Raw genomic sequence first — 21333 nt, forward strand, 5'->3', positions numbered from 1 at the left:
CGGCGGCGCGCGCTCCGCTACGCGCCGGACTCGTCGGCGGTCGCGTCCGCCGCCGGCGGCTCCGCGGGCTCGACGCCGCCGAGCCGGAGCGCGTTGCCGGTGACGCCGAGGCTCATCCCCATGTCGCCGACGACCACGGCCATCGCGACGCTCACGTAGCCGAGCGGGGCGCCGGCCGCCAGGAGCGCCTTCACGGCGAGGGAGGCGCCGATGTTCGTCCGGATCGTCGAGCTCGCGCGCGAGGAGAGGTCGACGACGTACGGCAGCCGCGTCAGGTCGTCGGCCATCAGCGCCACGTCGGCGGTCTCGATGGCGGTGTCGGTGCCGGCGGCGCCCATCGCGATCCCCACGTCCGCGGCCGCCAGCGCCGGCGCGTCGTTGATCCCGTCGCCGACCATCGCGGCGCCGCCCTCCGCCTCGGCCGCGAGCTCGCGGACCGCGTCGACCTTCTCGTCCGGGAGCAGCTCCGCGCGCACTTCGTCGACGCCGACGCGCTCGCCGATGGCCCGCGCGGTCCGGTCGTTGTCGCCGGTGAGCATCGCGACGCGGTCGACCCCGAGCTCGTGGAGGCGGTCGACGACCCACGCCGCCTCCGGGCGGACCGTGTCGGCGACCGCGATGACGCCCTCCAACTCCGTCTCGGTCCCGACGAGGACGACCGTCTTCCCCTCTGCCTGGAGCCGGGGGATCGTCTCGCTCGCCAGGTCGAGGTACTGGCCGTGGTCGCAGGACTCGGGCTCGGTGACGCTCGCGTCCGCGTCGTCGGAGGCGTCGGCGTCCGCGTCGCGCTCGCGGACGACCCCGCCGTCGGGCCGGACGTGCGCGTGGCTCAGGTCGAAGCCGAGCTCCTCGAACAGCGAGGGCTTGCCGGCGTAGTGGGTCTCGCCGTCGAGGTCCGCTCGGACGCCCTCGCCGGTCAGCGCCTCGAAGCCGGTGACCGCGGTCGCGTCCTCGCCGTCGAGCTCGGCGCCCGCCTCCTCGCCGCGCGCGACGATCGCCGCCGCGACCGGGTGTTCGCTCCGGCGCTCGATGGCGGTCGCGCACGCCAGGACGTCGTCGGCCCCGCGGTCGCCGAGGGGGACCACGTCGGTCACCGACAGCTCCCCGCGCGTGAGCGTCCCGGTCTTGTCGAGCGCGACGGCGTCGACGTCGCCGGCGGCCTCCAGGTGCTCGCCGCCCTTGATCAGGACGCCGTTGCGCGCGGCCGCGGTCACGCCGGAGACGACGCTGACGGGCGTCGAGATGACGAACGCGCACGGGCACGCGATCACGAGCAGGGTGAGCCCGCGGACGAACCATGTCTCCGCGCCGCCGCCGACGAGGACCGGGCCGAGCGCCGCGGTCGCGACCGCGCCGACCACGACGATCGGGGTGTAGACGCTCGCGAAGCGGTCGACGAACCGCTCGGCGCGCGTCTCCTCGCCGTTGGCGGCCTCCACGAGCTCGACGACCCGCGCGATGGTCGACTCGTTCGCCGGCGCGGTCGCCTCGACCTCGAGGTAGCCGGCCTCGTTGATCGAGCCGGCGTACACCTCGTCGCCGGGGGCCTTCTCCGCGGGGACGGACTCGCCGGTGATCGGCGACTCGTCGACCGCGCCGGAGCCCTCCCGGACGACCCCGTCGAGCGGGACGCGCTCGCCCGGCCGCACCGCGAGCCGCTCGCCCGTCGCGACGCGCTCGGCGGGGACCGTTTCCTCGTCGCCATCGCGGATCACGACCGCCTCGTCCGGCGACAGCTCCATCAGCTCGCGGAGGGAGGTGCGCGCCCGGTCGACGGAGTAGCGTTCGAGCAGCTCGGCGACCGAGAACAGCACCGCGAGCGTCGCCGCCTCGAACGGGAGGTCGACGAGCAGCGCGGCGACGACGCCGACGCTCATCAACAGGTCGATGTCGAGGCTCAGGCCCCGCAGCGAGTAGAGCCCGTTCCGCAGGATCGGCGGGCCGGCGACCGCGACCGCCAGCAGGTACGCGACGGACGCGCCGGTGACCGCCCACGGCCCGAGGAACCCCACGCCGCCGACCGTCGCGAACGTCGGGTCGAGGCCGGGGAGCAGCCACTCCAAGACGAGGCCGGCGGCGAGGAACACGCCGCCGACCGCGGTCGCGATCGCCCGGGGGCTCGTGAACAGGTCGTCGGCGACGCCGTCCGACTCCGCGTCCGCGACGGCGTAGCCGGCGCCCTCGACCGCGGCCGTCAGCGCCTCGACGTCCGTCAGGTCGGGGTCGTACGTGAGGACGACGACGCCCGTGGTCGGGCGGGTGTTGACCGAGAGCACGCCCTCGCGGTCGAGCGCGCCCTTGACCTTTCCCGCGCACGACGAGCAGTCCATGTCCGGCACCGAGAGCCGGAGCCGCGCCCCGTCGGGCTCGTCCGTCGCCCCGCCGCCGCGGCGGTCGGCCGGGTCGCCGTCGGGACCGTCCGCTTCGCGCGAGTCGCTCATTACTAACCGCTACCGCTCACAGCGTTATTAATCCAGCTACCATTTTAACGGCCTCTCTTATCAAGAGTTATTAAATAAACGCATAGGAATAGCAATTTGACGACGAAGTATTTACCCGCGGATAGGCTACCGCGTCGCATGACCGACTGGCGCGCCGTGGGCTACGGGTTCGTCGTGATGCTGATCGCCGGGCTGCTCGCGACGCTCGTCCCCGTGGTGGGGCACGCGGCCGCCGGCCTCGTCGGCGGCTTCGTCGCGGGGTACCTGGCGGGCGGCGGCCTGCTCTCCGGCTTCTGGCATGGGCTGCTGGCGGGGTCGGTGAGCGGGGTCGTGGTCACGCTGCTGCTCGCCCTCTTCGGCGGCCTCGTCGGCCTCGTGGGCGGCCCGGTCGGGAGCCTGCTCGGCGGCGCCGGCGTGCTAGTCGTCGGCCTGTTCCTCACGTTCCTGTTCGCCGTCGACTCGGCGCTCGCGGGCGCCATCGGCGGCGTGGTCGGGGAATAATCGCGCATCTTCGAGACTGCCGGTTCCGAGGGAGTCGAAAGTGGTCGTTTCGGCGTCGGCGCGCGCCTCCGAGCGGGCCTCGCCCGCGAAGAGCGGGTGCGAGGTCGCCGGCGCTACGCGCACCTCAGTACCGTATAAAAAAGCGATCCGAACAGCAGCAGAAACGACTACTCCGCGATAATCCGATATTTAAGCGCTCTCGACGGCGTCGAGGACCGCCTCGTAGTCGGGCTCGTTCGTCGGGTCGTCGGCGACCCAGTCGTAGACGATCTGCCCGTCGTCGTCGATCACGAACACAGCGCGGTTGGCGATGCCGTGGAGCCCGAGGTCGGCGATGTCGATCTCCAGCCCGTACGCGCGGATCGCGTCGCCGGCCATGTCGCTCACGAGGTCGAACTCGATGCCGTGCTCCTCGCGGAACGCGCCCTGCGAGAACGGCGAGTCGGCGCTGATCCCGAACAGGGTCGCGCCCGCGTCGGCGAAGGCGTCGGCGCGCTCCTGGAACGCGATCATCTCGTTCGTACACGGCGGCGTGAACGCGCCGGGGAAGAACGCGAGCACGACCGGCCCGTCGCCGATCCGCTCGTCGAGGTCGAACGGCTCGTGGTCGCTCGTGCCGACCGTCGCGGTGAACGTGGGTGCGTCGTCGCCTGTGGAAACCATCAGTGTCTGATACGGTCGAATCACGCAAAAGGCTTGCCGCGACCCCGTTCGGTGCCGCTATCGGAACCGCCGGCTCCGGGGCGAGCGGCCGCTACTCCCGGTCGAGGTACTCCTGCTGGACCGCGACGACCGCGGCCGAGTCCTCGCAGTCGGCGTACCGCCGGAGCGGCTCGGCGTTGAGTTCGAGGAACGTCTCGCCCCAGGTGAACTTCGCGAGGACGCGCTCCGCGTGGTCGCGCTCGCCGAGGATCGCGAGCGCGGCCGCGAACGCCTCGACCGTCGTGAGCCGCATCGGCCGCCCGAAGTTCACGGGGTTCGCGGCGACGAGGTACGGGAGCGCGCGGTGCTCGCCGGGGAGGCTGAACATCTTCTCGCCGGCCGACTCCCACGAGCAGTCGAGCGCGACGAGCGCGCTCTCGGCGGCCCGCTCGGCGTCCGCGGGCGAGAGCGCGCGCTCCGCGTGGGGGTTGAGCACGACCCCGTACGGCGTGGCCCGGTCCGAGCGGTGGAGCTCGGCGAGGTCGAACCGCGAGAGCTTCCGGGCCGTACACTTGTCGGGGTCGTCGTCGCCCTCGTACCGGACGTGGAGGTCCACACCCCGGGTTCGGCGGAGTCGCCTATAAGCCGTGCGGACGGGTGCGGACGAGGGCGGACGGGTGCGGACGAGGACGGACGAGGGCGGCGAAAAATCAGCGAAATCGTGGCCCGCCGCCCCTCACGGGGCGCGGGTCCGCGTCAGGAACGGTTCGTCGTCGTCGCTGTCGGCCGGGACGCGCGTTCGCGTCCCGATCGGCGCCGGATCGGGTTCAGTCGCTGATTCGCACATCGCGGCCGAGGGTCGCCGGTCACGGTACAAAACCGTTCGGCTGAATGACTCGTTATCGCTGCCATCTCCTAATATGCGTTTAACAGAAACCGCGTTGCGCGCGGTATCGTGTCATTAACGCCTGCTTCTCTGTCCGAACGTCGAAACGGTGACCGGACCTCGTCATATACCACGCCCCGGATAGCGTCAAACCGACCCGGTACCGGCGGGGTTTTTCCACGTCGCCGCGCAGGTATTCGCATGGAGCTGTTCGCGGTTCCGGACCTCCCGGAGATCCGGGAGGGGGACGACCTAGCGGCCATGATCGGCGAGCGCGTCGACCTCCGCGAGGACGACGTGGTCGTCGTCGCCAGCACGGTCGTCTCGAAGGCGGAGGGCCGCGTCTTCGACCTCGACGACTTCCCGGCGAGCCCGCGCGCGAGGGAGGTGGCCGACAGGCTCGCCGAGATCACGGGCGAGGAGAAGGACCCGCGGTTCGCGCAGGCCGTCATCGAGGAGTCGACGGAGCTCGTGATGGAGGCCCCGTTCCTCCTCACCGCGACGCGCTTCGGCCACGTCGGCGTCAACGCCGGCATCGACCGGTCGAACGTCCCCGGCGGCGACCTGCTGCTCCTCCCGGAGCGCCCCTCCGAGAGCGCGGAGCGGATCCGCCGGGGGCTCGCGGCCGACCGCGTCGTCGTCAGCGACACCTGCGGACGCCCGTTCCGCCACGGGCAGCGCGGGGTCGCGATCGGCTGGGCGGGGATGCCCGCGAGCCGCGACTGGCGCGGCGAGCGCGACCGCGACGGCCGCGAGATGGGCGTCACCGTCCAGAACGTGGTCGACGAGCTCGCCGCGGCCGCCAACCTCGTCGCCGGCGAGGGCGCGGGCGGGACCCCCGTGGTCGTCGTCCGCGACTGGGAGTTCGGCGACCACGACGGCTCGGACAGTCACTTCCGCGAGGTCGAGGGCGACTTCGTCCGCCAGGCCCTGCGGGAGTGGACGTTTCAGGAGTAACCATGCTCGGTATCGAACTCACCCCCGAACACGAGATGTCTCGCCTCGTCGACCTCGGCGTCCGCGCCGAGGCGGCCGGCTACGACGCCGTCTACTCGACGTGTCACTACAACAACCGCGACCCGTGGGCGTTCCTCTCGCGGCTCGCGGCCGCCACCGAGTCGGTCCGGCTCGGCCCGGGCGTCGCCAACCCCTACGAGACCCACCCCGTGACGCTCGCCTCGAAGGTCGCCACCCTCGACGAGGTCGCCGGGGGGCGCGCCGTCTTCGGCCTCGGGCCGGGCGACCCCTCGACGCTCTCGAACCTCGGCCTCGAAGACGAGCGGGGATTGCGGCCCGTCCTGGAGGCGTTCAAGACCGCCCAGAAGCTGTGGGCCGGCGAGCGCGTCGACCACGAGGGCGCCTTCGACGCCGCGGACGCGGGCCTCAACTACGAGCCGCCGCAGGGCGCGTCGATTCCGATCCACGTCGGCGGCGAGGGGCCGCACATGTGCCGGATGGCCGCGAAACACGCCGACGGCCTGCTGTACAACGGGTCGCACCCGAAGGACCTCGCGTGGGCTCGCGACCAGGTCGACGACGGCCTCGACGACAGGCCGGACCACCGTGGCGAGTTCGACCTGATCGCGTACGCCGCGGTGTCGGTCGCCGACGAGGAGGCGGCCGCCCGCGAGGCCGCCCGCCCGCCGGTCGCGTTCATAGCCGCGGGCGCGGCGCCGCCCGTCCTGAAGCGCCACGGGATCGACCCGGGCGCGGCGAGCGAGATCGGCGACCGCGTCTCCGCCGGCGAGTTCTCCGCCGCCTTCGAGCGCGTGACGCCCGAGATGATCGACGCGTTCTGTATGGCGGGCACGCCCGAGACCGTCCGCGAGCGCGCCGCAGCGGTCGCCGAGCACGCAGACGGCCTCGTCGTCGGGTCGCCGCTCGGCCCCGACCTGGAGGCCGCCGTCGACCTCGCGGCCGAGGCGGTCGACGGCCTCTTTTGAGACCTCGCGACGGGCTGTTCTAAGGCCCCGCGACGGCGCGCCCGCTCGCCGTTCGACCGTCCGCCGTTCGATCGTCTGCCGTTCGACCGGCGCCGGCCCGGTCCGCGGATTCTCGGCCCGTGACAATCGAGAATCGAACGTGATAACGCCGGCGGGAGGTTGATAACCCGGTCTCGTCGAGGTCCGGACATGTCCACGACACGGCAGCGCCGCCCCGGGATACGCGGGCGGTACGACGCCCTCCTCTGGCGGACGATGGACGGGCTCGGCGTCTCGGAATCGATAGAGCGCAAGATGGTCGCGGCCGTCGGCATCCAGTTCCTCGTCACCGTCGGTATCTTTCTCGCGCAGTTCGTCCTCTCCGGCACCGTCGCGTACGTCGTCTCCGGGGCGCTGTTCCTCGGGTCCGTCGTCGCCATCTACAACACGCTGCTCATCGTCCGGCGGGATCTCGTCGCCCCGATCCGGGCGTTAGAGCGTCAGGCCGAGGCGATCGCCGCGGGCGAGGTCGAGGAGGTCGACCGGGACGCCGCGGACGCCCTCGACCCGAGCCAGCCCGACGAGGTCGGGAGCCTCGTGGCCGCGTTCGGCGAGGTCCACGGCTACCTCACGACCGTCTCGGCGCAGGCCGAGGCGCTCGCGGCGCAGGAGTTCGACGACCCGGCGCTCGACGAGGACGTGCCCGGGTCGTTCGGCGACTCGCTCGACGAGATGGCGGAGAACCTCGCCGCCTACACGACCGAGCTGGAGGCGCTCGTCGACGCCTTCGGGGACGCCGCCGAGCGCGCGCAGAACGGCGACCTGACGGCGACCATCGACGAGGACGCGCTGGCGACCGACGAGGACCGGTACGCGGAGCTCGTCGACAACTACAACCGGCTCGTCGCGACGCTCGGCGAGACGCTCGGCGACGTGGGCGCGTTCACCGCGGACGTGGCCGGCACCGCGGACGACGTGCGCGCGAGCATGGACGAAGTCGAGGACGCGAGCGGCGACGTCGCCGGCTCGGTCGGGGAGATCTCCGACGGCGCGGCCGAGCAGACCGACGAGCTGGAGGCGATCGCGGGCGAGATGAACACGCTGTCGGCGACCGTCGAGGAGATCGCCGCCTCCGCGGACGACGCCGCCGAGACGGCCCGCGACGCGGCCGACCGCGGTCGCTCCGGGCGCGAGGAGGCGGCCGAGGCGATCGCCGAGCTCGAGACCCTGGAGAGCCGGATCGGCGAGACCGCGGCCGCCGTCACCGACCTCGCGGAGCGGGTCGGCGAGATCGACGAGATCGCGGCCGTGATCGACGAGATCGCGGAGGAGACCAACCTGCTCGCGCTGAACGCCTCGATCGAGGCGGCCCGCGCGGACGGCTCCGGCGACGGGTTCGCGGTCGTCGCCGACGAGGTGAAGTCGCTCGCCGAGGAGACCCGCGAGTCGGCCGCGGAGATATCCGGACGCATCGAGGCGGTCCAGGAGGCGTCCGCCGAGACCGCGGCCGACGCCGAGGCGATGGAGGCGCAGGTCGCCGAGGGCGTCGAGACCATCGAGTCGACGCTCCGGGAGTTCGAGGGGGTCGTCGAGGACGTGACGACCGTCGACGAGACCGTCCAGGAGATCAGCGACGCGACCGACGACCAGGCGCGCACGACCCAGGAGGTCGTCGACATGGTCGACGGGGTCGCGTCCGTGAGCAGGCAGACAGCGACCGAGGCGGAGACTGTCGCGGCCGCGGCCGAGGAGCAGACCGCGACCGTCTCGGAGGTGACGGAGCGCGTCCACACGCTCTCGGAGCAGTCCGACGAGCTGCTCGCGCGGCTGAACGAGTTCGAGGTGCCGGACGGCGCGGAGGAGGGCGGGATCGCGACCGGCGCGCCGGCGGACGCCGCCGCGACCCGGTCGGCGCCGGGCGACGACGACTGACGGATTCCCGGTCGGGCCGACCGCGGGTTCTTCTGTTACTCCGAGCGGCCGCGGCCGCCGAGCGAGGGCAGGTCAACGCCGATCTCGCCGAGCAGGGCGCCGGCCGCCGCGTACCCGAGCGCGCCGACGGAGGCGACGATCAGCACCTGTCCGACGACGACGAGGAGCGCCGACAGCGGGTCGCCCGCGCCGAGGATCAGGTCGTTCAGGAAGATGTCGACGAACCGGCCGACGTCGCCGACCAGCCGCGAGACGAAGTCGATGAGCGCGATCATGGGCCACGCTTAGACCGGGGGGTACTTGGGTGTTGAGTTCGCGGCGGCGCCTCGCGCGCCGGCCTCACGCCTCCGCCGCCGACTCGGCCTCGTCGGCGCGCGCGTAGCGCAGCGCCCACCCGATCAGCACGCCCTGAAACGGCAGCCGAACCCACGCCGCGAGCCGGGCCGGTTCGACGAGCGGATCCGGGACGAGGTCGTTCAGCGTCTCGCTCCGGGCGAGGTGGACGTTGGCGGGGAACACCGCGACGAGGAGCGCGACGATCCCCCACGCCGAGGCGCGTCGCGTCCGCGGGATCGCGACGCCGATCCCGAGGAGTATCTCGGCGACCCCGGAGAGGTAGACCAGCCCGACCGGCCGCGGGAACGACGGCGGGACCGCCTCGGCGAATCGCTCCGGGATCAGGAAGTGCGCGATCCCGGCGACGACGTACGTCGCGCCCATCAGCGGCGCGAGCGACCGCTCGGCGTCGACGGGGGCGTCCGCTTCGGTCTCGGCGCGCGTTCGGTCTGCGTCGGTCATACCGCGACACACGAGCGGGAGGCGTATCAGTCCTCGCCGCCGGGGGTTCCGGGAACCGAACCCCTTACGAACGGGCGAACCGTACCGGGTCGTAATGAACACGCTGTTCTGGGTGCTCACCGGGGTCCTCGCCTACTCCGCGGTCGCGATGTGGCTGCGGAACGAGGGGGTCCTCCCGGACGCGTTCAGGGTCTCCGGTCCGGTGTTGACCCTCCGGACGCTTCGCGGGCGCGCCTTCCTCGGCCGACTGGCGGCGCCGAAGCGGTTCTGGCGCGCGGTCGCCAACCTCGGGCTCGGGGGCGCCCTGGTGGCGATGGTGGCGTCGTTCGCGCTCATCCTCTCGTCGGCTCGGTCGGCGTTCACGAACGCGCAGCCCTCGGCGATCCAGCAGCCGCAGAACTTCCTCATCATCCCCGGCGTCAACGACTTCCTCCCGCTCTCCGTCGCGTCCGAGATCGTCGCCGGGCTCGCCGGCGCGATGGTCGTCCACGAGGGCGCCCACGGGCTCCTCTGCCGGGTCGAGGACATCGACATCGAGTCGATGGGGCTGGTCTTCTTCGCGCTGCTCCCGGTCGGCGCGTTCGTCGAGCCGGACGAGGAGGCGACGCAGGAGGCCTCCCGCGGCGCCCGCGCCCGGATGTTCGCGGCCGGCGTCACCGCGAACACGGTCCTGACGATCGTCGTCTTCGCGCTCCTGTTCGGGCCCGTCGTCGGCGCCATCTCGCCCGCGCCCGGCTACGCGGTCGGCGAGGTGAACCCCGGCTCGCCGGCGGCCGCCGCCGACCTCTCGCAGGGCGACCGGATCGTCGAGGTGGCGGGCGCGCCTGTCGAGACGAGCGCCGAGTTCGAGGCCGCGATCGCCGACGCCGGCGACTCCGTCGCGCTCACCGTCGACGACGGCGACGCCCGCGAGACGGTGACGGTCGACCGCGAGCTACAGGTGGTCGGCTCCGCCGGCGGCAACCCCCTCGGCGTGACGATCGAGGGCGCCCCCGTCACGATCGCGGCCGTGAACGGCGAGGCGGTCGCGACCGAGTCTGCGTTCTACGACGCGGTCGGCGGCGACGAGCGCGCGACGCTGACGGTGACCGGCAACGCGACCGTCCTCGACCAGGTCCGCGAGGCGCCGGGCGCCGAGAACGCCTCGGGCGTCGAGACCGCGGACGGCGAAGGGGCCGTCACCGTCCCCGACGTGCCCATCGGCGCGTACGTCGTCGGCGTTCAGGAGGACGGCCCGATCCACGACGCGGGCGCGGCGCTCGGCGAGCCGCTGACGATCGTCTCGGTGGACGGCGAGCGCGTCGTCGACAACGGGGCGCTCTCGGCCGTCCTCGGCGAGCGCGACCCGGGCGAGACCGTCCCCGTCACCGTCTACGACGCGGACGGCGAGCAGGCGACGTACGACGTCGAGCTAGATCCGCACCCGAACCGCGACGGCGGCTTCATCGGCGTCAGCGTCTTCCCCGGGACGAGCGGGCTGGCGCTCGACGACGTGGGCGTCACCGAGTATCCCGCCGGCGCGTACCTCGAACTCCTCGGCGGCGACGGCGGGGAGGCCGCGGACGGCGTCCCGCTCGGCGGGGTTACCCAGTCCCCGCTCGGACTCGTGTTCGTCGCGCTCATCCTGCCGCTCGGCAGCCTCTTCGGGCTCCCGTTCAACTTCGCGGGGTTCACCGGCGACCTGACCAACTTCTTCGTCGTCGAGGGGCCGCTGGCGGCGCTCGGCGGCGGCGCCTTCCTGCTCGCGAACCTCCTCTTCTGGTCCGGGTGGATCAACATCCAGCTGGCGCTTTTCAACTGCCTCCCCGCGTTCCCGCTCGACGGCGGCCGCATCCTCCGGATGGTCGCCGAGGCCGTGATCAGCCGGGTCCCGATCAGCGACCGGCACGCCGCGGTGCGGACGATCACGGTCTCGTCCGGGCTCGTCATGCTCGCCGGCCTGATCGCGATGATCTTCGGCAACCAGATCCTCACCGCGCTCGGCCTGATCTGAGGGAAACCGGTTTCCCCGCCGGGCGCGACGCCTCCGTATGACCCACTCGCGGACCGTCGAACTCGAAGGTCACATCATCGACAGCGGGACGATGCAGCGCTGCTTCGGCGCGGTGATGGACCTCGGCGGCTCCTTCGACGTCGAGCGGTTCGACGTCGGCAAACACGAGACCGAGGAGTCGTACTGCCGCCTGACCGTCTCCGCGGACGACCCCGAGACGCTGCGGGACATCCTCCACGAGCTCCACCAGAACGGCGCGGTGCTCGAAGACCCCTCCGAGGTGGAGCTCGTCGCGGCGCCCGCGGACAAGGTCGTCCCGCCGAACTTCTACTCGACGACGAACCACCCGACGGAGGTGCTGTACGACGGCGAGTGGATCGACGTCGAGCGGATCGAGATGGACTGCGCGCTGGTCGTGGAGCCCGAGCCGGGGGCGGACGCCGGCGAGGGCCCGCGCGCCTACACCAAGACCCTCAACGCCGTCGAGGAGGAGGACCTCGTCGCGACGGACCAGTCCGGGATCCGCGTGAACCCGCCCGAGCGCCCGCGGAGCGGCGGCGGTGCGTTCGGGTTCATGCAGGGCGGCGTCTCCGCGGAGCGTCCCTCGGAGTCGACGATCCGCGAGGTCGCCGAGGAGCTGCGCGCGGTGAAAAATGAGGGCGGCGACGTGATGGTCGTCGCGGGGCCGGCCGTGATCCACTCGGGCGCTGGCGACGCGCTCGCCGACCTCGTCGCCGCGGGCTACGTGGACGCGCTCTCGGCCGGCAACGGGTTCGCCACCCACGACCTGGAGCGGTCCATCTACGGCACCTCGCTCGGGATGAACGTCGAGACGCTCGAACACCCGCGGAAGGGCCACAAACACCACATCTGGACCATCTCCGAGATAATCCGGGTGGGCGGCATCGAGGCCGCCGTGGCGGAGGGAATCGTCACGGAGGGAGTGATGTACGAGTGCGTCGAGAACGACGTCGACACCGTCCTCGCGGGGTCGGTCCGCGACGACGGCCCGCTCCCGGACACGATCACCGACGCGGTCGAGGCGCAGGACGCGATCCGCGAGCAGGCCCACGAGGCCGACCTCGTGATCATGCTCGCCACGCTGCTCCACTCCGTCGCGGTCGGGAACTGCCTCCCCTCGACGACGAAGACCGTCTGCGTCGACATCAACCCGGCTACCGTCACCCAGCTGCTCGACCGCGGCTCGGCGCAGGCGATCGGGATGGTCACCGACATCGGCACCTTCGTCCCGACGCTGGCGGAGTTCGTGCTGGAGGGGGAGGACGCGTGAGCCCTGTGATCCGTCCCTACGACCGCGAGCGCGACGCCGACGGCCTGTACGAACTGAAGGCCGCCTTCGAGCGCGGCCTCGGCGAGAACACCGGCGGCGACGGAAAGGCGGCCGCCTACGAGGGCAAGCTCACGGACGCCTACCGCGAGCGCTGGCTCGACTGGGTCGACCGCTGCGTCGCGGACGACGAGCGGTGCGTGACCGTCGCGGTCGAGGGGGAGGCCGCGAGCGGTACGGAGGGCGACGGCGCCCTCGTCGGCTACGCCTTCGTGCTCCCTGAGCGACTGTCGATGGTCTGGGACGCCGCGGTGCTGAACGAGCTGTTCGTCGTCCCCGAGCACCGCGGGACCGGCGTCGCCGACGACCTGCTGGACGCCGCGCTCGCGCTCGCGGCCGACCAGGACCTCCCGCTCGACCGGCTGGTCCTCGACGTCGACCCCGCGAACGAGCGCGCGAAGGGGTTCTACGACCGCCGCGGCTTCGAGCCGTGGGGCGAGATGGTCGCGAGACCGCTGGACGAGTCCTGAGGCGCGCGCCGGTTTCGAGCCGAACCTCGTCGCTTCCGACTCCCGAAGCTACAAGCGCGCTCGCCCGTTTTCGACGCCCGTGATACAGATCGGGATCGTCGGCTGCGGCGTGATCGGGAACCGCCTCGCGGCCGCGATAGACGACCACGACCGGTACGAACTGGCGGCCGCCTGCGACCTCGACGCCGACCGCGCGGCGTCGCTCGCGGCCGACCACGGCACCGACCGCACCGCGACGACGACCGACCACGCCGCGCTCGTCGAGACCGACGGCCTCGACGCGGTGTACGTCGGCGTGCCGCCGCTCGCGCACCGCGAGGTGGTCGCCGACGCGCTCGCGGCCGGCAGGCACGTCATCTGCGAGAAGCCCATCGCGGCCGACGCGGAGACCGGTCGCGAACTCGTCTCGCTCGCAGCAGAGACCGACCGCGTCACGGCCGTGAACCTCCCGTTCCGATACACGCCGGGGTTCGTCCGGCTGCGGGAGGCGGTCGCCGCGGGCGAGGTCGGCGACCCGCGCCGCGTCGAACTCCGGTTCCGGTTCCCGCGGTGGCCCCGCGAGTGGCAGGACGTGGCCTGGTTGGAGTCGCGCGAGCAGGGCGGCCCGCTGCGCGAGGTCGGGACCCACTTCCTGTTCGGCGTCCAGGAGCTGTTCGGCCCGATCGAGACCGTCTCTGCCGACGTGGGCTACTCGGGACCGGACGCCTGCGAGGACGACGTGGTCGGGACCTTCCGGGCCGACGGCGTTCGGGGGACGATCGACCTGCTCTGCGACCACGAGGGCGAGGAGGAGAACAGCGTCACGGTCGTCGGCGACGAGGCGTCGCTGTCGCTGACGGAGTGGTACCGCCTCGTCCGGGACCGCGGGCGCGAGGGCGAGGAGACGCTCGTCGACGAACGGGGCGACACCGTGCGCGCGCTCCTGACGGAGTTCGCGAGCGCCGTCGACGGCGACGGCGGCGACCTCGTCTCGTTCGCCGAGGCGACGCGCGTCCAGGAGGTGCTCGACGCGATTCACGCGTCGGACGGCGACCGCGTCCGCCCGGGGACGGGCGGCGACGCGGCGTAGGTCGCTCGCGGAGTCGCGGCCCGGGAACGCCCGACAGGAATTATGTGTCCCTCGGGCCGATCCGTACGTATGAGCTACCTCGTTGCGACCGACGGGTCGACGGAGAGCGACGAAGCCGTCCGGTACGCGGCGCGGCAGGCGGTCGCGTTCTACGAGACGCTCGAGATCGCCCACGTGCTGACGCCGGACTCGGAGCTGGTCGACGGCACAATCGTCCTCCCGGGCGAGGAGGCCGCCGTCGAGGCCGGGCAGGGCGTCTTAGAGAGCGCCCGGAGCATCGCCGAGGAGGCGGCCGACGAGCCGATAACCGTGGAGACGCAGCTCCTCACGGGCCGGCCGGCGGACGCGATCACCGAGTACGCGGCCGATGAGCCGGTCGACGCGATCTACGTCGGCCACCGCGGGCTCTCGGAGGAGCGCGAGCAGGTCGTCGGCAGCGTCGCGAAGAGCATCGTCGACAAGGCCGACGTGCCCGTGACGGTGATCCGGTAGCTGTCGGGCGAGAGAAACGAACAGGCACCCGCGAACCGTCCGAATTCCGGCGTTTCGGTCGACTGCCGGTCGTCACAGGCGCCGGAAAGAACCGCCATTATCGGACGTTCAAAACGGCCTTCCGCCCTATTAGGCGTGATGGCAGACGACGTACTCGTCACGGCGGACTGGGTGGAAGAGCACCTGGACGACTTCCAGAGCGACGATTCGGACCTGCGGCTCGTCGAGATCAACAACCCGACCGTCACCGACGAGTCGGAGTACACGCCCTACGAGGAGGGCCACATCCCCGGCGCGCTCAACTTCGAGTGGGACGAGGTCTTCACCGACGAGACGGAGCGCGACATCGTCTCGAAGGAGGACTTCGCGGCCCGGAACGGCGAGGGCGGCATCGACGCCGACACGACCGTCGTCGTGTACGGCGGCGGCCGCGTCCCGAACTGGTTCGCGCTGTTCGGCTACTGGATCTACAAGTACTACGGTCACGACGACATCCGCGTGATCGACGGCGGGAAGGGCTACTGGGTCGACAACGACTACCCGCTCTCGACCGAGGAGCCCGACTTCACGCCCCGCGAGTACGTGGCCCGCGGTCCCTTCGAGAGCGTCCGCGCCTACAAGGACGACATCGACAAGGCGATCGAGGAGGGGATCCCGATGGTCGACGTGCGCTCCCCCGAGGAGTTCTCCGGCGAGGTCATCGCCCCGGAGGGGCTCAACGAGACCGCCCAGCGCGGCGGCCACATCCCCGGCGCGAGCAACGTCCCGATCGGCACCACGCTGAACGAGGACGGCACGTTCAAGAGCGCGGACGAGCTCCGCGAGCTGTACAGCGACGCCGGCGTCGACGGCGACGAGTCGACGATCACCTACTGCCGCGTCGGCGAGCGCTCGTCGATCGAGTGGTTCCTCCTCCACGAGCTGCTCGGCTACGACGACGTCCGCAACTACGACGGCTCGTGGACCGAGTGGGGCAACCTCGTCGGCGCGCCGATCGAGACCGGCGAGTAACCGACGCCGTCGGTCCCCCGCGCCGTCCCGCGCGACCGATCACCGGCGATATGTGTCCGGGGACGTAAGGCGTCGCATGGCACCGTCTCACGTCCTCGTCCCGCTCGACGGGTCGCCGCTCGCCGCCGACGCGCTCGACGACGCGCTCGAACTCTTCGACTGTCGAGTGACCGTCCTGAACGTGGTGACCCCGCTCGACGCGCCGATGAGCGAGGGCGGGATCCTCGGCGCCGACGAGGACCGCCGCGAGAGCGCGCGCGACCGGGCCGACCGCATCGTCGACCGAGCGACGGACCGCGCCGCCGAGAGCGACCGCCGCGTCGAGACGGCGGTGCGGACGGGCGACCCGGCGGCGGCGATCCTGGAGTACGTCGACGCCCACGACGTCGACCGCGTCGTCATGGGCGGCCACGGCGGCGAGCGCGGCCGCGTCGCGAGGCGGCTGCTCGGCACCGTCGCGACGAGCGTGGTCGGCGACGCCCCCGTGACCGTGACGGTCGTGCGCTGAGGGCCGCTTCACCCGCCCAGCACCGCGGCGAAGGCCGCGTACAGCCCGTAGCCGATCGCGATCGACGCCACGAGCGTGATCCCCCAAAAGAGGAGCGTGACGCCGATCTTCCGGCGCGAGACGCCCGCGGAGCCGCCGGCGAGCCCGCCGCCAATGACCCCCGAGATGATGATGTTGTTGAACGAGATGGGGATCCCGAGCCCGATGGCCACCTGCGCGATGATGAACCCGGGGACCAGCGCGGCGATCGACCGCCGGGCGCCGAGCTGCGCGTACTCGCGCGAGGTCGCCTGGAGCAGCTTCGGCGCGCCCATCCACGCGCCGGCGAGGATGCCCGCGGCACCGAGCGAGAGCAGCACGATGCCCGGCAGGCCGAGCTCGACGCCGTAGAGGTTTTCCAGCGGTCCGGTCGCCAACCCGACCTGACTCCCGCCGCTGGAGAAGGCGACGACGCTCCCGAGGACGAGGAGGAACGTCCGGATGCCGTCCTCGACCGACGCCAGCGTCCGCCGCCGGACGGCGGCGAACCACGCCGCGGCCGCGAGCAGCGTCACGAGCGCCGCCACGGGGTCGACGCCGACGAGCGTCGGCGCGCCGACCTGGCGCGCGACGAACCCCGCAATGGAACTCTGTGCCGCGTCCGGGGGCGAGGGGATGACGCCCAGCCGGACGTTGGCCACGATCCCGCCGACGGCGGCCGCGAGCAGCGGGACCCCGACCGTCTCCGGAATGTCGTCGCGCCGGAGGAGGGTTGCGGTGAGGTACGCGAGCCCGCCGGAGACCGGCGGCACGAGCGCCCAGAAGAGCCCGATGCGTCGGTAGGTGGCGAGGGCGGGGTCGCCCCCGAGCGAGAGCCCGACGCCGACCATCGCGCCCGTCGTCGCGAACGCCGCCGGGACCGGGTAGCCGGTGTAGACGCCGAAGGCCATGAACCCTGTCGCGGTGAGCAGCCCCGCCGTCGCCGCCAGCGAGGTGATCTGGACGCCGTCGATTAGTCCCGCGCCGACGGTCTCGGAGATGGCTCCGCCCTGCGTGAGCGCCCCGAGGGCGGCGAGGATCCCGATGAGGAAGGCCGCCCGCATCGTCGAGATGGCGTTGGCGCCGATCGCCGGGGCGAACGGCGGCGAGTTGCTGTTCGCGCCGAGGGCCCACGCGGTAGCGAGGCTGGTCAGCGTCGCGAGGGCGACGAGGACCCAGAAGCCGACGCCGACCACGCTCACGCGCCTCCCTCCGCGCGGAATCGAGCCATGTCACTCGCTCCGACGGCGGCGTCGGCTAAATAATCCCCGTCGGACGGGCGTCGGCCGCGTCAGTCGTCGAGCGACGCGACCGCGGTCCGCTCCGCGCCGATCCGGCGGTCGAGGAAGTCGTCGAGCAGCTCCAGCGAGCGGATCTTCTGGTCGATGTCGCCCGAGCCGTGGCCCTCCTCGCCGAGCTCCTCGTACTCGTAGTCGTCGCCCTCCGCGAAGCCGGCGTCGTCGAGCGCGTCCCGGAGGATGCGCGCCTGCGAGACCGGCACCCGCGGGTCGTTGACGCCGTGGACGATGAGGAGGGGCGCGTCGACGTTCTCGACGTAGTTCACCGGGCTGCGCTCGCGGTAGATCGCCTCGTTGTCGTCCGGCTCGCCGAGGTTCTTCACCATGAGCTCCGTCCGGAAGTGGGGCATGGTGTTCTCGTACATGTCGAACAGGTCGCTGACGCCGACCCACGTGATCCCCGCGGCGTACAGGTCCGGGTACTGGACCATCTGCCAGTTCGCGGAGTAGCCGCCGTAGGAGCCGCCGTAGACGGCGACGCGGTCCTCGTCGAGCCAGTCGTACTCGTCGAGGACGTACTCAGCGCCGGTCGCCACGTCGCCCTGCTCGGCGCCGCCCCAGTCGTCGTACAGCTCCTGGACGAACTCCCGGCCGCGCCCCGTGGAGCCGCGGTAGTTCACCTGGAGCACCGAGTAGCCGCGCGACAGCAGGAACTGGACGCGGTAGCTGAACCGCCGCATGTCGTGGTGTCGCGGCCCGCCGTGGGGGTTGACGATAAGCGGCGAGGGGCGTCGGCCGGAGTCGAACAGCAGCCCCTCGATCTCGAACTCCTCGTAGGGGTCGTGGTCGACCGCGCGCGCCGGCGTCTCGGGGACGCCGTCGGAGGCGAACGTCACCGTCTCCGGCTCGACGAAGTCGTCCGGGTCGAACGGGCCGTACTCCGCGTCGAACAGCGTCTCCGTCGCGTCCGCGTCGAGGTCGTACGCGACCAGCTCCGGCCGCTTGCTCGACGTGGTCCGGTACGCGAGCAGGCGGTCGTCCGCGAGGCGCCCGTCGGCCACGCTGGCGACGCCGGCCGGGAAGTCGAGCTCGCGGCCCTCGCCGCTCTCGACGTCGTAGACGACCGGGACCGTCACGGCGCCGCGCGTCCGGCCCGCGACGAACCGGTCGCCGCCCTCGAGGAAGTGGCTCGGCGACTCCTCGAACTCGCCGTCGCCGAACCAGGTCACGTCCGCGTCGTCGACGCCGTCCGAGAGGTCGACGATCCCGGCCCGACCGAGGTCGGTCGTGTTGTCGACGACGAGCAGCCGGTCGCCGTCGGGGCCCCAGTCCGAGGGCGCGGCCTCGGCGCCCACGTCACCGATCTCCAAGTTCCGGGGGTTCGACCCGTCGCCGTCGGCGACGTACACGTCGCTGTTCTCGTAGGCGTCGGTCTCGTTGGTCGTGTACGCGATCCGGTCGCCGTCGGGCGACAGCTCCCCGGCGGCGACGGCGCGCTCGTAGTCGGTCACCTTCGTCGTCTCGCCGCTCGGCACGTCGTGGCGGTAGAGGTTCATCTGCCCGTCGCGGCTGGAGCCGAGCAGGAGGGTCTCGCCGTCCTCGCCCACGTCGTGGAGGCGGATCTGGCCGTCCATCTCGACGACGGGCTCGCTGTCGCCGTCGAGCGACATCGCCCAGATGTCGTGCTGCTCGTCGCCCGCCTCGTCGCGGTGGTAGAAGAGGCGGTCACCGCTGGGGTCCCACTCGAAGCCGGCGCGGACGGACCGGGGCACGTCGCCGTCGCTGAGCTGCTCTAAGGACCCGTCTGTCGGGTCACAGAGGTGGAGCTCGTTGCGGCCGGTCACGTCGTAGTAGAGGGCGACGGTCTCTCCGTCCGGGGACACGCGCGGACTCGCGATCGTCGGCAGCGAGGCGAGTTCGCGCAGTACGTCGGTCTCGTCTGAGTCTGACATCCGTGTACGTACGGCGACGGAACGCTATTCAACGTTTCCCGTCCTCGGGACCGCCTCTCGTCCGATGGGATTCCGCCCCCGGACGGGCGATAGGCCCATGGTTCCGAGGCCCGTCGGTTCACACGAGATGCCAGGCGGCGACGACGCTCCCCTTCCCGTGGCTCCGGACGCCGAGGCGGTCCGCTCCCTCTCGCGGTCGGACGACGCCGACCCCGGAACCGTCGTCTGGCACCGCAGCGACCTGCGGATCGCGGACAACCCGGCGGTCGCGGCGGCCGCCGACGAGTCCGACCGAATCGTCCCGCTGTTCGTCTTCGACCCCGGGTTCCACGACGAGCGCGGCGCGGCCTGCGACGCGCGGATCGCGTTCCTCCACGACTGCCTGCGCGACCTCGACCGCCAGTACCGCGACGTCGACGGCGCGGGGCTCACGTACGCGCACGGCGACCCGATCGAGATCCTTTCGCGATTCGTCGACGCGGGCTGGGACGTGGTCGCGACAGCGACGGCGACCGGCCGATACGGGCGTCGACGAGACGAGCGCGCCCGCGAGCGGCTCGGCGTCGAGTTCGTCGACGGGGACGGGCTCGTGCGCGACGCGGACCGTCCGCGAGAGAACTGGGGCGACCGCGTCGAGGCGTGGCTCGCGGCCGAGCCGTTCGACTGGGACCCCCGGTCCGTCGCCGTCGAGCGCGTCGAGACCGGCGTCACTCCCGACCGGGTCGCCGACGCCTACGGGATCGAGCCGACGAAGACGCGCGTGCCGACCGGGGGACGCGAGGCCGGCCGCGAGCGTCTCCACGCGTTCACGGAGGAGATCGCGGAGTACCCCGGGTCCATCTCCTCGCCGGTCGACGCCCGCGACGGGACGAGCGGCCTCTCCCCGTACCTGCGGTTCGGCTGCCTCTCCGTCCGCGAGGTCCACCGTCACGTCGACGAGCGCGCGCCGGAGGGCCGCGGCAAGTCGATGTTCGTCTCCCGACTGTACTGGAACCGCCACTACACGCAGAAGCTGCTCGACTGGCCGGGGTGGCTCGACCGCGCCGTCAACCCCGTGTACGAGGGGTTCAACCGCGACCGGCACGACCCGGACCTCGTCGCGGCGTGGAAGGCGGGCGAGACCGGCTTCCCGATGGTCGACGCGAGCATGCGCTGCCTGCGCGAGACCGGGTGGCTCAACTTCCGGATGCGGGCACTTTGCGCCTCCGTCTACTTCCACGTGCTCCAGCAGCCGTGGCGGATCGGCGCCGACCACTTCTACGAGCACCTGATCGACGGCGACCCCGCGATCAACTACACCCAGTGGCAGTCACAGTGCGGACTGGTCGGCCGTCCCGGACTGCGATTGTACGATCCCCGCAAGCAGGTCAGGGACCAAGACCCGGACGGGAAGTTCATCTCGCGGTGGGTCCCGGAGCTCGCGCCGCTCCCGGCCGCCCACCTCGACGCCCCCGAGAAGGCCCCGCTCGCGGTCCAGCGCGAGGTCGGCGTCAGGATCGGCGAGACGTACCCATATCCGGTGGTCGACTACGAGGCGGCCAAAAGCGAGTTCCGCGAGCGCTACGGCGCCGCGTACCCCGCCGCGGCCGAGCGGCTCGGCGAGGAGGCGATAGCCCGGCGAGCGTCGCTCTCCGGCGGGCTCGACGCCGCCGAGTCCATCGCGGCCGACCACGGGGAACCGGACGCGGACCCCGGGACCGGCTCCACCCAGGCGGCCCTCGACGAGTTCGGGTGAGCGGTCGGCGGCCCCGTTCGGCCGCGCCCGCGACGCAGTGGAAAGCTTGATACGGTCGTGTGCTTTATTGTACTGTATGGAACAAAACGTCGGTTCGACGGACAAGCTCGTCAGGACGGCCGTCGGCGCGGTCGCCGGTGCCGTCTCGATAGCGACGCTCGCGGGCGCCGCGCCGCTTCCGGCCCTCGCGGCGCCGGTGCTCGGCGTCGTCGCGCTCGCGATGCTCGCGACCGCGGCGACCGGCACCTGCGGGCTCTACGCCCTGTTCGGCGTCAGCACCTGCCCCGCGGACGGGCGCGCCTCCCGCTGAGCGGCGGCGGAGCGGTATCCTATTTCTCGGTAGCATAGCCCCGTAGCCACGGATTTACGCCGTTTCG

The 21333-nt window shown here is 72.0% G+C and carries 20 protein-coding genes; 13 read left to right on the forward strand and 7 right to left on the reverse strand.

All coding sequences use genetic code 11. The features are described from left to right. Nucleotides 1-17 precede the first annotated feature (17 nt). Nucleotides 18-2441 (reverse strand): cation-translocating P-type ATPase, encoded by a 2424-nt coding sequence (locus DVK05_RS13410; RefSeq protein ID WP_121564073.1) that lies wholly within the window; start codon nt 2439-2441, stop codon nt 18-20. A gap of 138 nt (nt 2442-2579) precedes the next feature. On the opposite strand from DVK05_RS13410, the gene DVK05_RS13415 reads away from it, so the two are divergent. Further along, on the forward strand, nt 2580-2942 hold the full coding sequence (locus DVK05_RS13415) for a DUF5518 domain-containing protein (RefSeq protein WP_121564075.1): 363 nt from the start codon (nt 2580-2582) through the stop codon (nt 2940-2942). 189 nt (nt 2943-3131) lie between these two features. On the opposite strand, the gene DVK05_RS13420 is transcribed toward DVK05_RS13415, so the two are convergent. Then, nucleotides 3132-3605, reverse strand: coding sequence for a redoxin domain-containing protein (locus DVK05_RS13420; RefSeq protein WP_121564077.1), 474 nt, complete (start codon nt 3603-3605; stop codon nt 3132-3134). A gap of 91 nt (nt 3606-3696) precedes the next feature. Further along, entirely contained in the window at nt 3697-4200 is a 504-nt protein-coding gene (locus DVK05_RS13425) for a DUF367 family protein (RefSeq protein ID WP_121564079.1), read from the reverse strand. Nucleotides 4201-4671: 471 nt separating this feature from the next. Here DVK05_RS13425 and DVK05_RS13430 point away from each other — a divergent pair, with 471 nt between their 5' ends. The 3 genes from DVK05_RS13430 (at nt 4672) to DVK05_RS13440 (ending at nt 8324) form a co-directional block, all read left to right on the forward strand. Further along, nucleotides 4672-5427 carry a coenzyme F420-0:L-glutamate ligase gene (locus tag DVK05_RS13430; protein ID WP_121564081.1) on the forward strand — a complete coding sequence of 252 codons (756 nt, stop codon included), beginning with the start codon at nt 4672-4674 and terminating at the stop codon, nt 5425-5427. A gap of 2 nt (nt 5428-5429) precedes the next feature. Continuing rightward, a complete protein-coding gene (locus DVK05_RS13435) occupies nt 5430-6413 on the forward strand; it encodes a 5,10-methylenetetrahydromethanopterin reductase (RefSeq protein ID WP_121564083.1) in 984 nt (327 codons plus the stop codon). Nucleotides 6414-6668: 255 nt separating this feature from the next. Further along, a complete protein-coding gene (locus tag DVK05_RS13440; protein ID WP_121564312.1) occupies nt 6669-8324 on the forward strand; it encodes a methyl-accepting chemotaxis protein in 1656 nt (551 codons plus the stop codon). 35 nt (nt 8325-8359) lie between these two features. Here the strand turns inward: DVK05_RS13440 and DVK05_RS13445 are convergent, their stop codons facing one another. Then, nucleotides 8360-8599: a hypothetical protein gene (locus DVK05_RS13445; protein ID WP_121564085.1), complete on the reverse strand. Its 240-nt coding sequence runs from the start codon at nt 8597-8599 to the stop codon at nt 8360-8362. Between the two features lie 64 nt (nt 8600-8663). Then, nucleotides 8664-9122, reverse strand: a complete 459-nt coding sequence (locus DVK05_RS13450) for a DoxX family membrane protein (protein ID WP_121564087.1) — start codon at nt 9120-9122, stop codon at nt 8664-8666. A gap of 94 nt (nt 9123-9216) precedes the next feature. Between DVK05_RS13450 and DVK05_RS13455 the strand changes: the two genes are divergently transcribed. The 7 genes from DVK05_RS13455 (at nt 9217) to DVK05_RS13485 (ending at nt 16013) form a co-directional block, all read left to right on the forward strand. Next, the gene (locus tag DVK05_RS13455; RefSeq protein ID WP_121564089.1) at nt 9217-11115 is read left to right on the forward strand and encodes a site-2 protease family protein; all 1899 of its coding nucleotides are present in this window, start codon (nt 9217-9219) and stop codon (nt 11113-11115) included. Nucleotides 11116-11152: 37 nt separating this feature from the next. Beyond that, a complete protein-coding gene (locus DVK05_RS13460) occupies nt 11153-12406 on the forward strand; it encodes a TIGR00300 family protein (RefSeq protein ID WP_121564091.1) in 1254 nt (417 codons plus the stop codon). After that, entirely contained in the window at nt 12403-12933 is a 531-nt protein-coding gene (locus tag DVK05_RS13465) for a GNAT family N-acetyltransferase (RefSeq protein WP_121564093.1), read from the forward strand. The genes DVK05_RS13460 and DVK05_RS13465 overlap by 4 nt, the downstream gene beginning before the upstream one ends. A gap of 79 nt (nt 12934-13012) precedes the next feature. Continuing rightward, the gene (locus tag DVK05_RS13470) at nt 13013-14002 is read left to right on the forward strand and encodes a Gfo/Idh/MocA family protein (RefSeq protein WP_121564095.1); all 990 of its coding nucleotides are present in this window, start codon (nt 13013-13015) and stop codon (nt 14000-14002) included. Between the two features lie 69 nt (nt 14003-14071). Continuing rightward, complete coding sequence (locus DVK05_RS13475; protein ID WP_121564097.1) at nt 14072-14494, forward strand: universal stress protein; 423 nt, start codon at nt 14072-14074, stop codon at nt 14492-14494. 138 nt (nt 14495-14632) lie between these two features. Then, entirely contained in the window at nt 14633-15505 is an 873-nt protein-coding gene (locus DVK05_RS13480; protein WP_121564099.1) for a sulfurtransferase, read from the forward strand. 76 nt (nt 15506-15581) lie between these two features. After that, on the forward strand, nt 15582-16013 hold the full coding sequence (locus DVK05_RS13485; protein ID WP_121564101.1) for a universal stress protein: 432 nt from the start codon (nt 15582-15584) through the stop codon (nt 16011-16013). 8 nt (nt 16014-16021) lie between these two features. Here the strand turns inward: DVK05_RS13485 and DVK05_RS13490 are convergent, their stop codons facing one another. Beyond that, entirely contained in the window at nt 16022-17227 is a 1206-nt protein-coding gene (locus DVK05_RS13490; RefSeq protein WP_121564103.1) for an inorganic phosphate transporter, read from the reverse strand. 95 nt (nt 17228-17322) lie between these two features. Then, nucleotides 17323-19221 (reverse strand): prolyl oligopeptidase family serine peptidase, encoded by a 1899-nt coding sequence (locus tag DVK05_RS13495; RefSeq protein ID WP_121564105.1) that lies wholly within the window; start codon nt 19219-19221, stop codon nt 17323-17325. A gap of 127 nt (nt 19222-19348) precedes the next feature. On the opposite strand from DVK05_RS13495, the gene DVK05_RS13500 reads away from it, so the two are divergent. Continuing rightward, nucleotides 19349-20956 carry a cryptochrome/deoxyribodipyrimidine photo-lyase family protein gene (locus tag DVK05_RS13500; RefSeq protein ID WP_121564107.1) on the forward strand — a complete coding sequence of 536 codons (1608 nt, stop codon included), beginning with the start codon at nt 19349-19351 and terminating at the stop codon, nt 20954-20956. A 76-nt stretch (nt 20957-21032) separates the two neighbouring features. Further along, nucleotides 21033-21266 (forward strand): DUF2892 domain-containing protein, encoded by a 234-nt coding sequence (locus DVK05_RS13505; protein ID WP_121564109.1) that lies wholly within the window; start codon nt 21033-21035, stop codon nt 21264-21266. The last annotated feature ends 67 nt before the right edge of the window (nt 21267-21333 follow it).

Origin of the sequence: Halorubrum sp. Atlit-8R (assembly GCF_003666025.1) — an archaeon.
GTDB classification, from domain to species: domain Archaea; phylum Halobacteriota; class Halobacteria; order Halobacteriales; family Haloferacaceae; genus Halorubrum; species Halorubrum salinarum.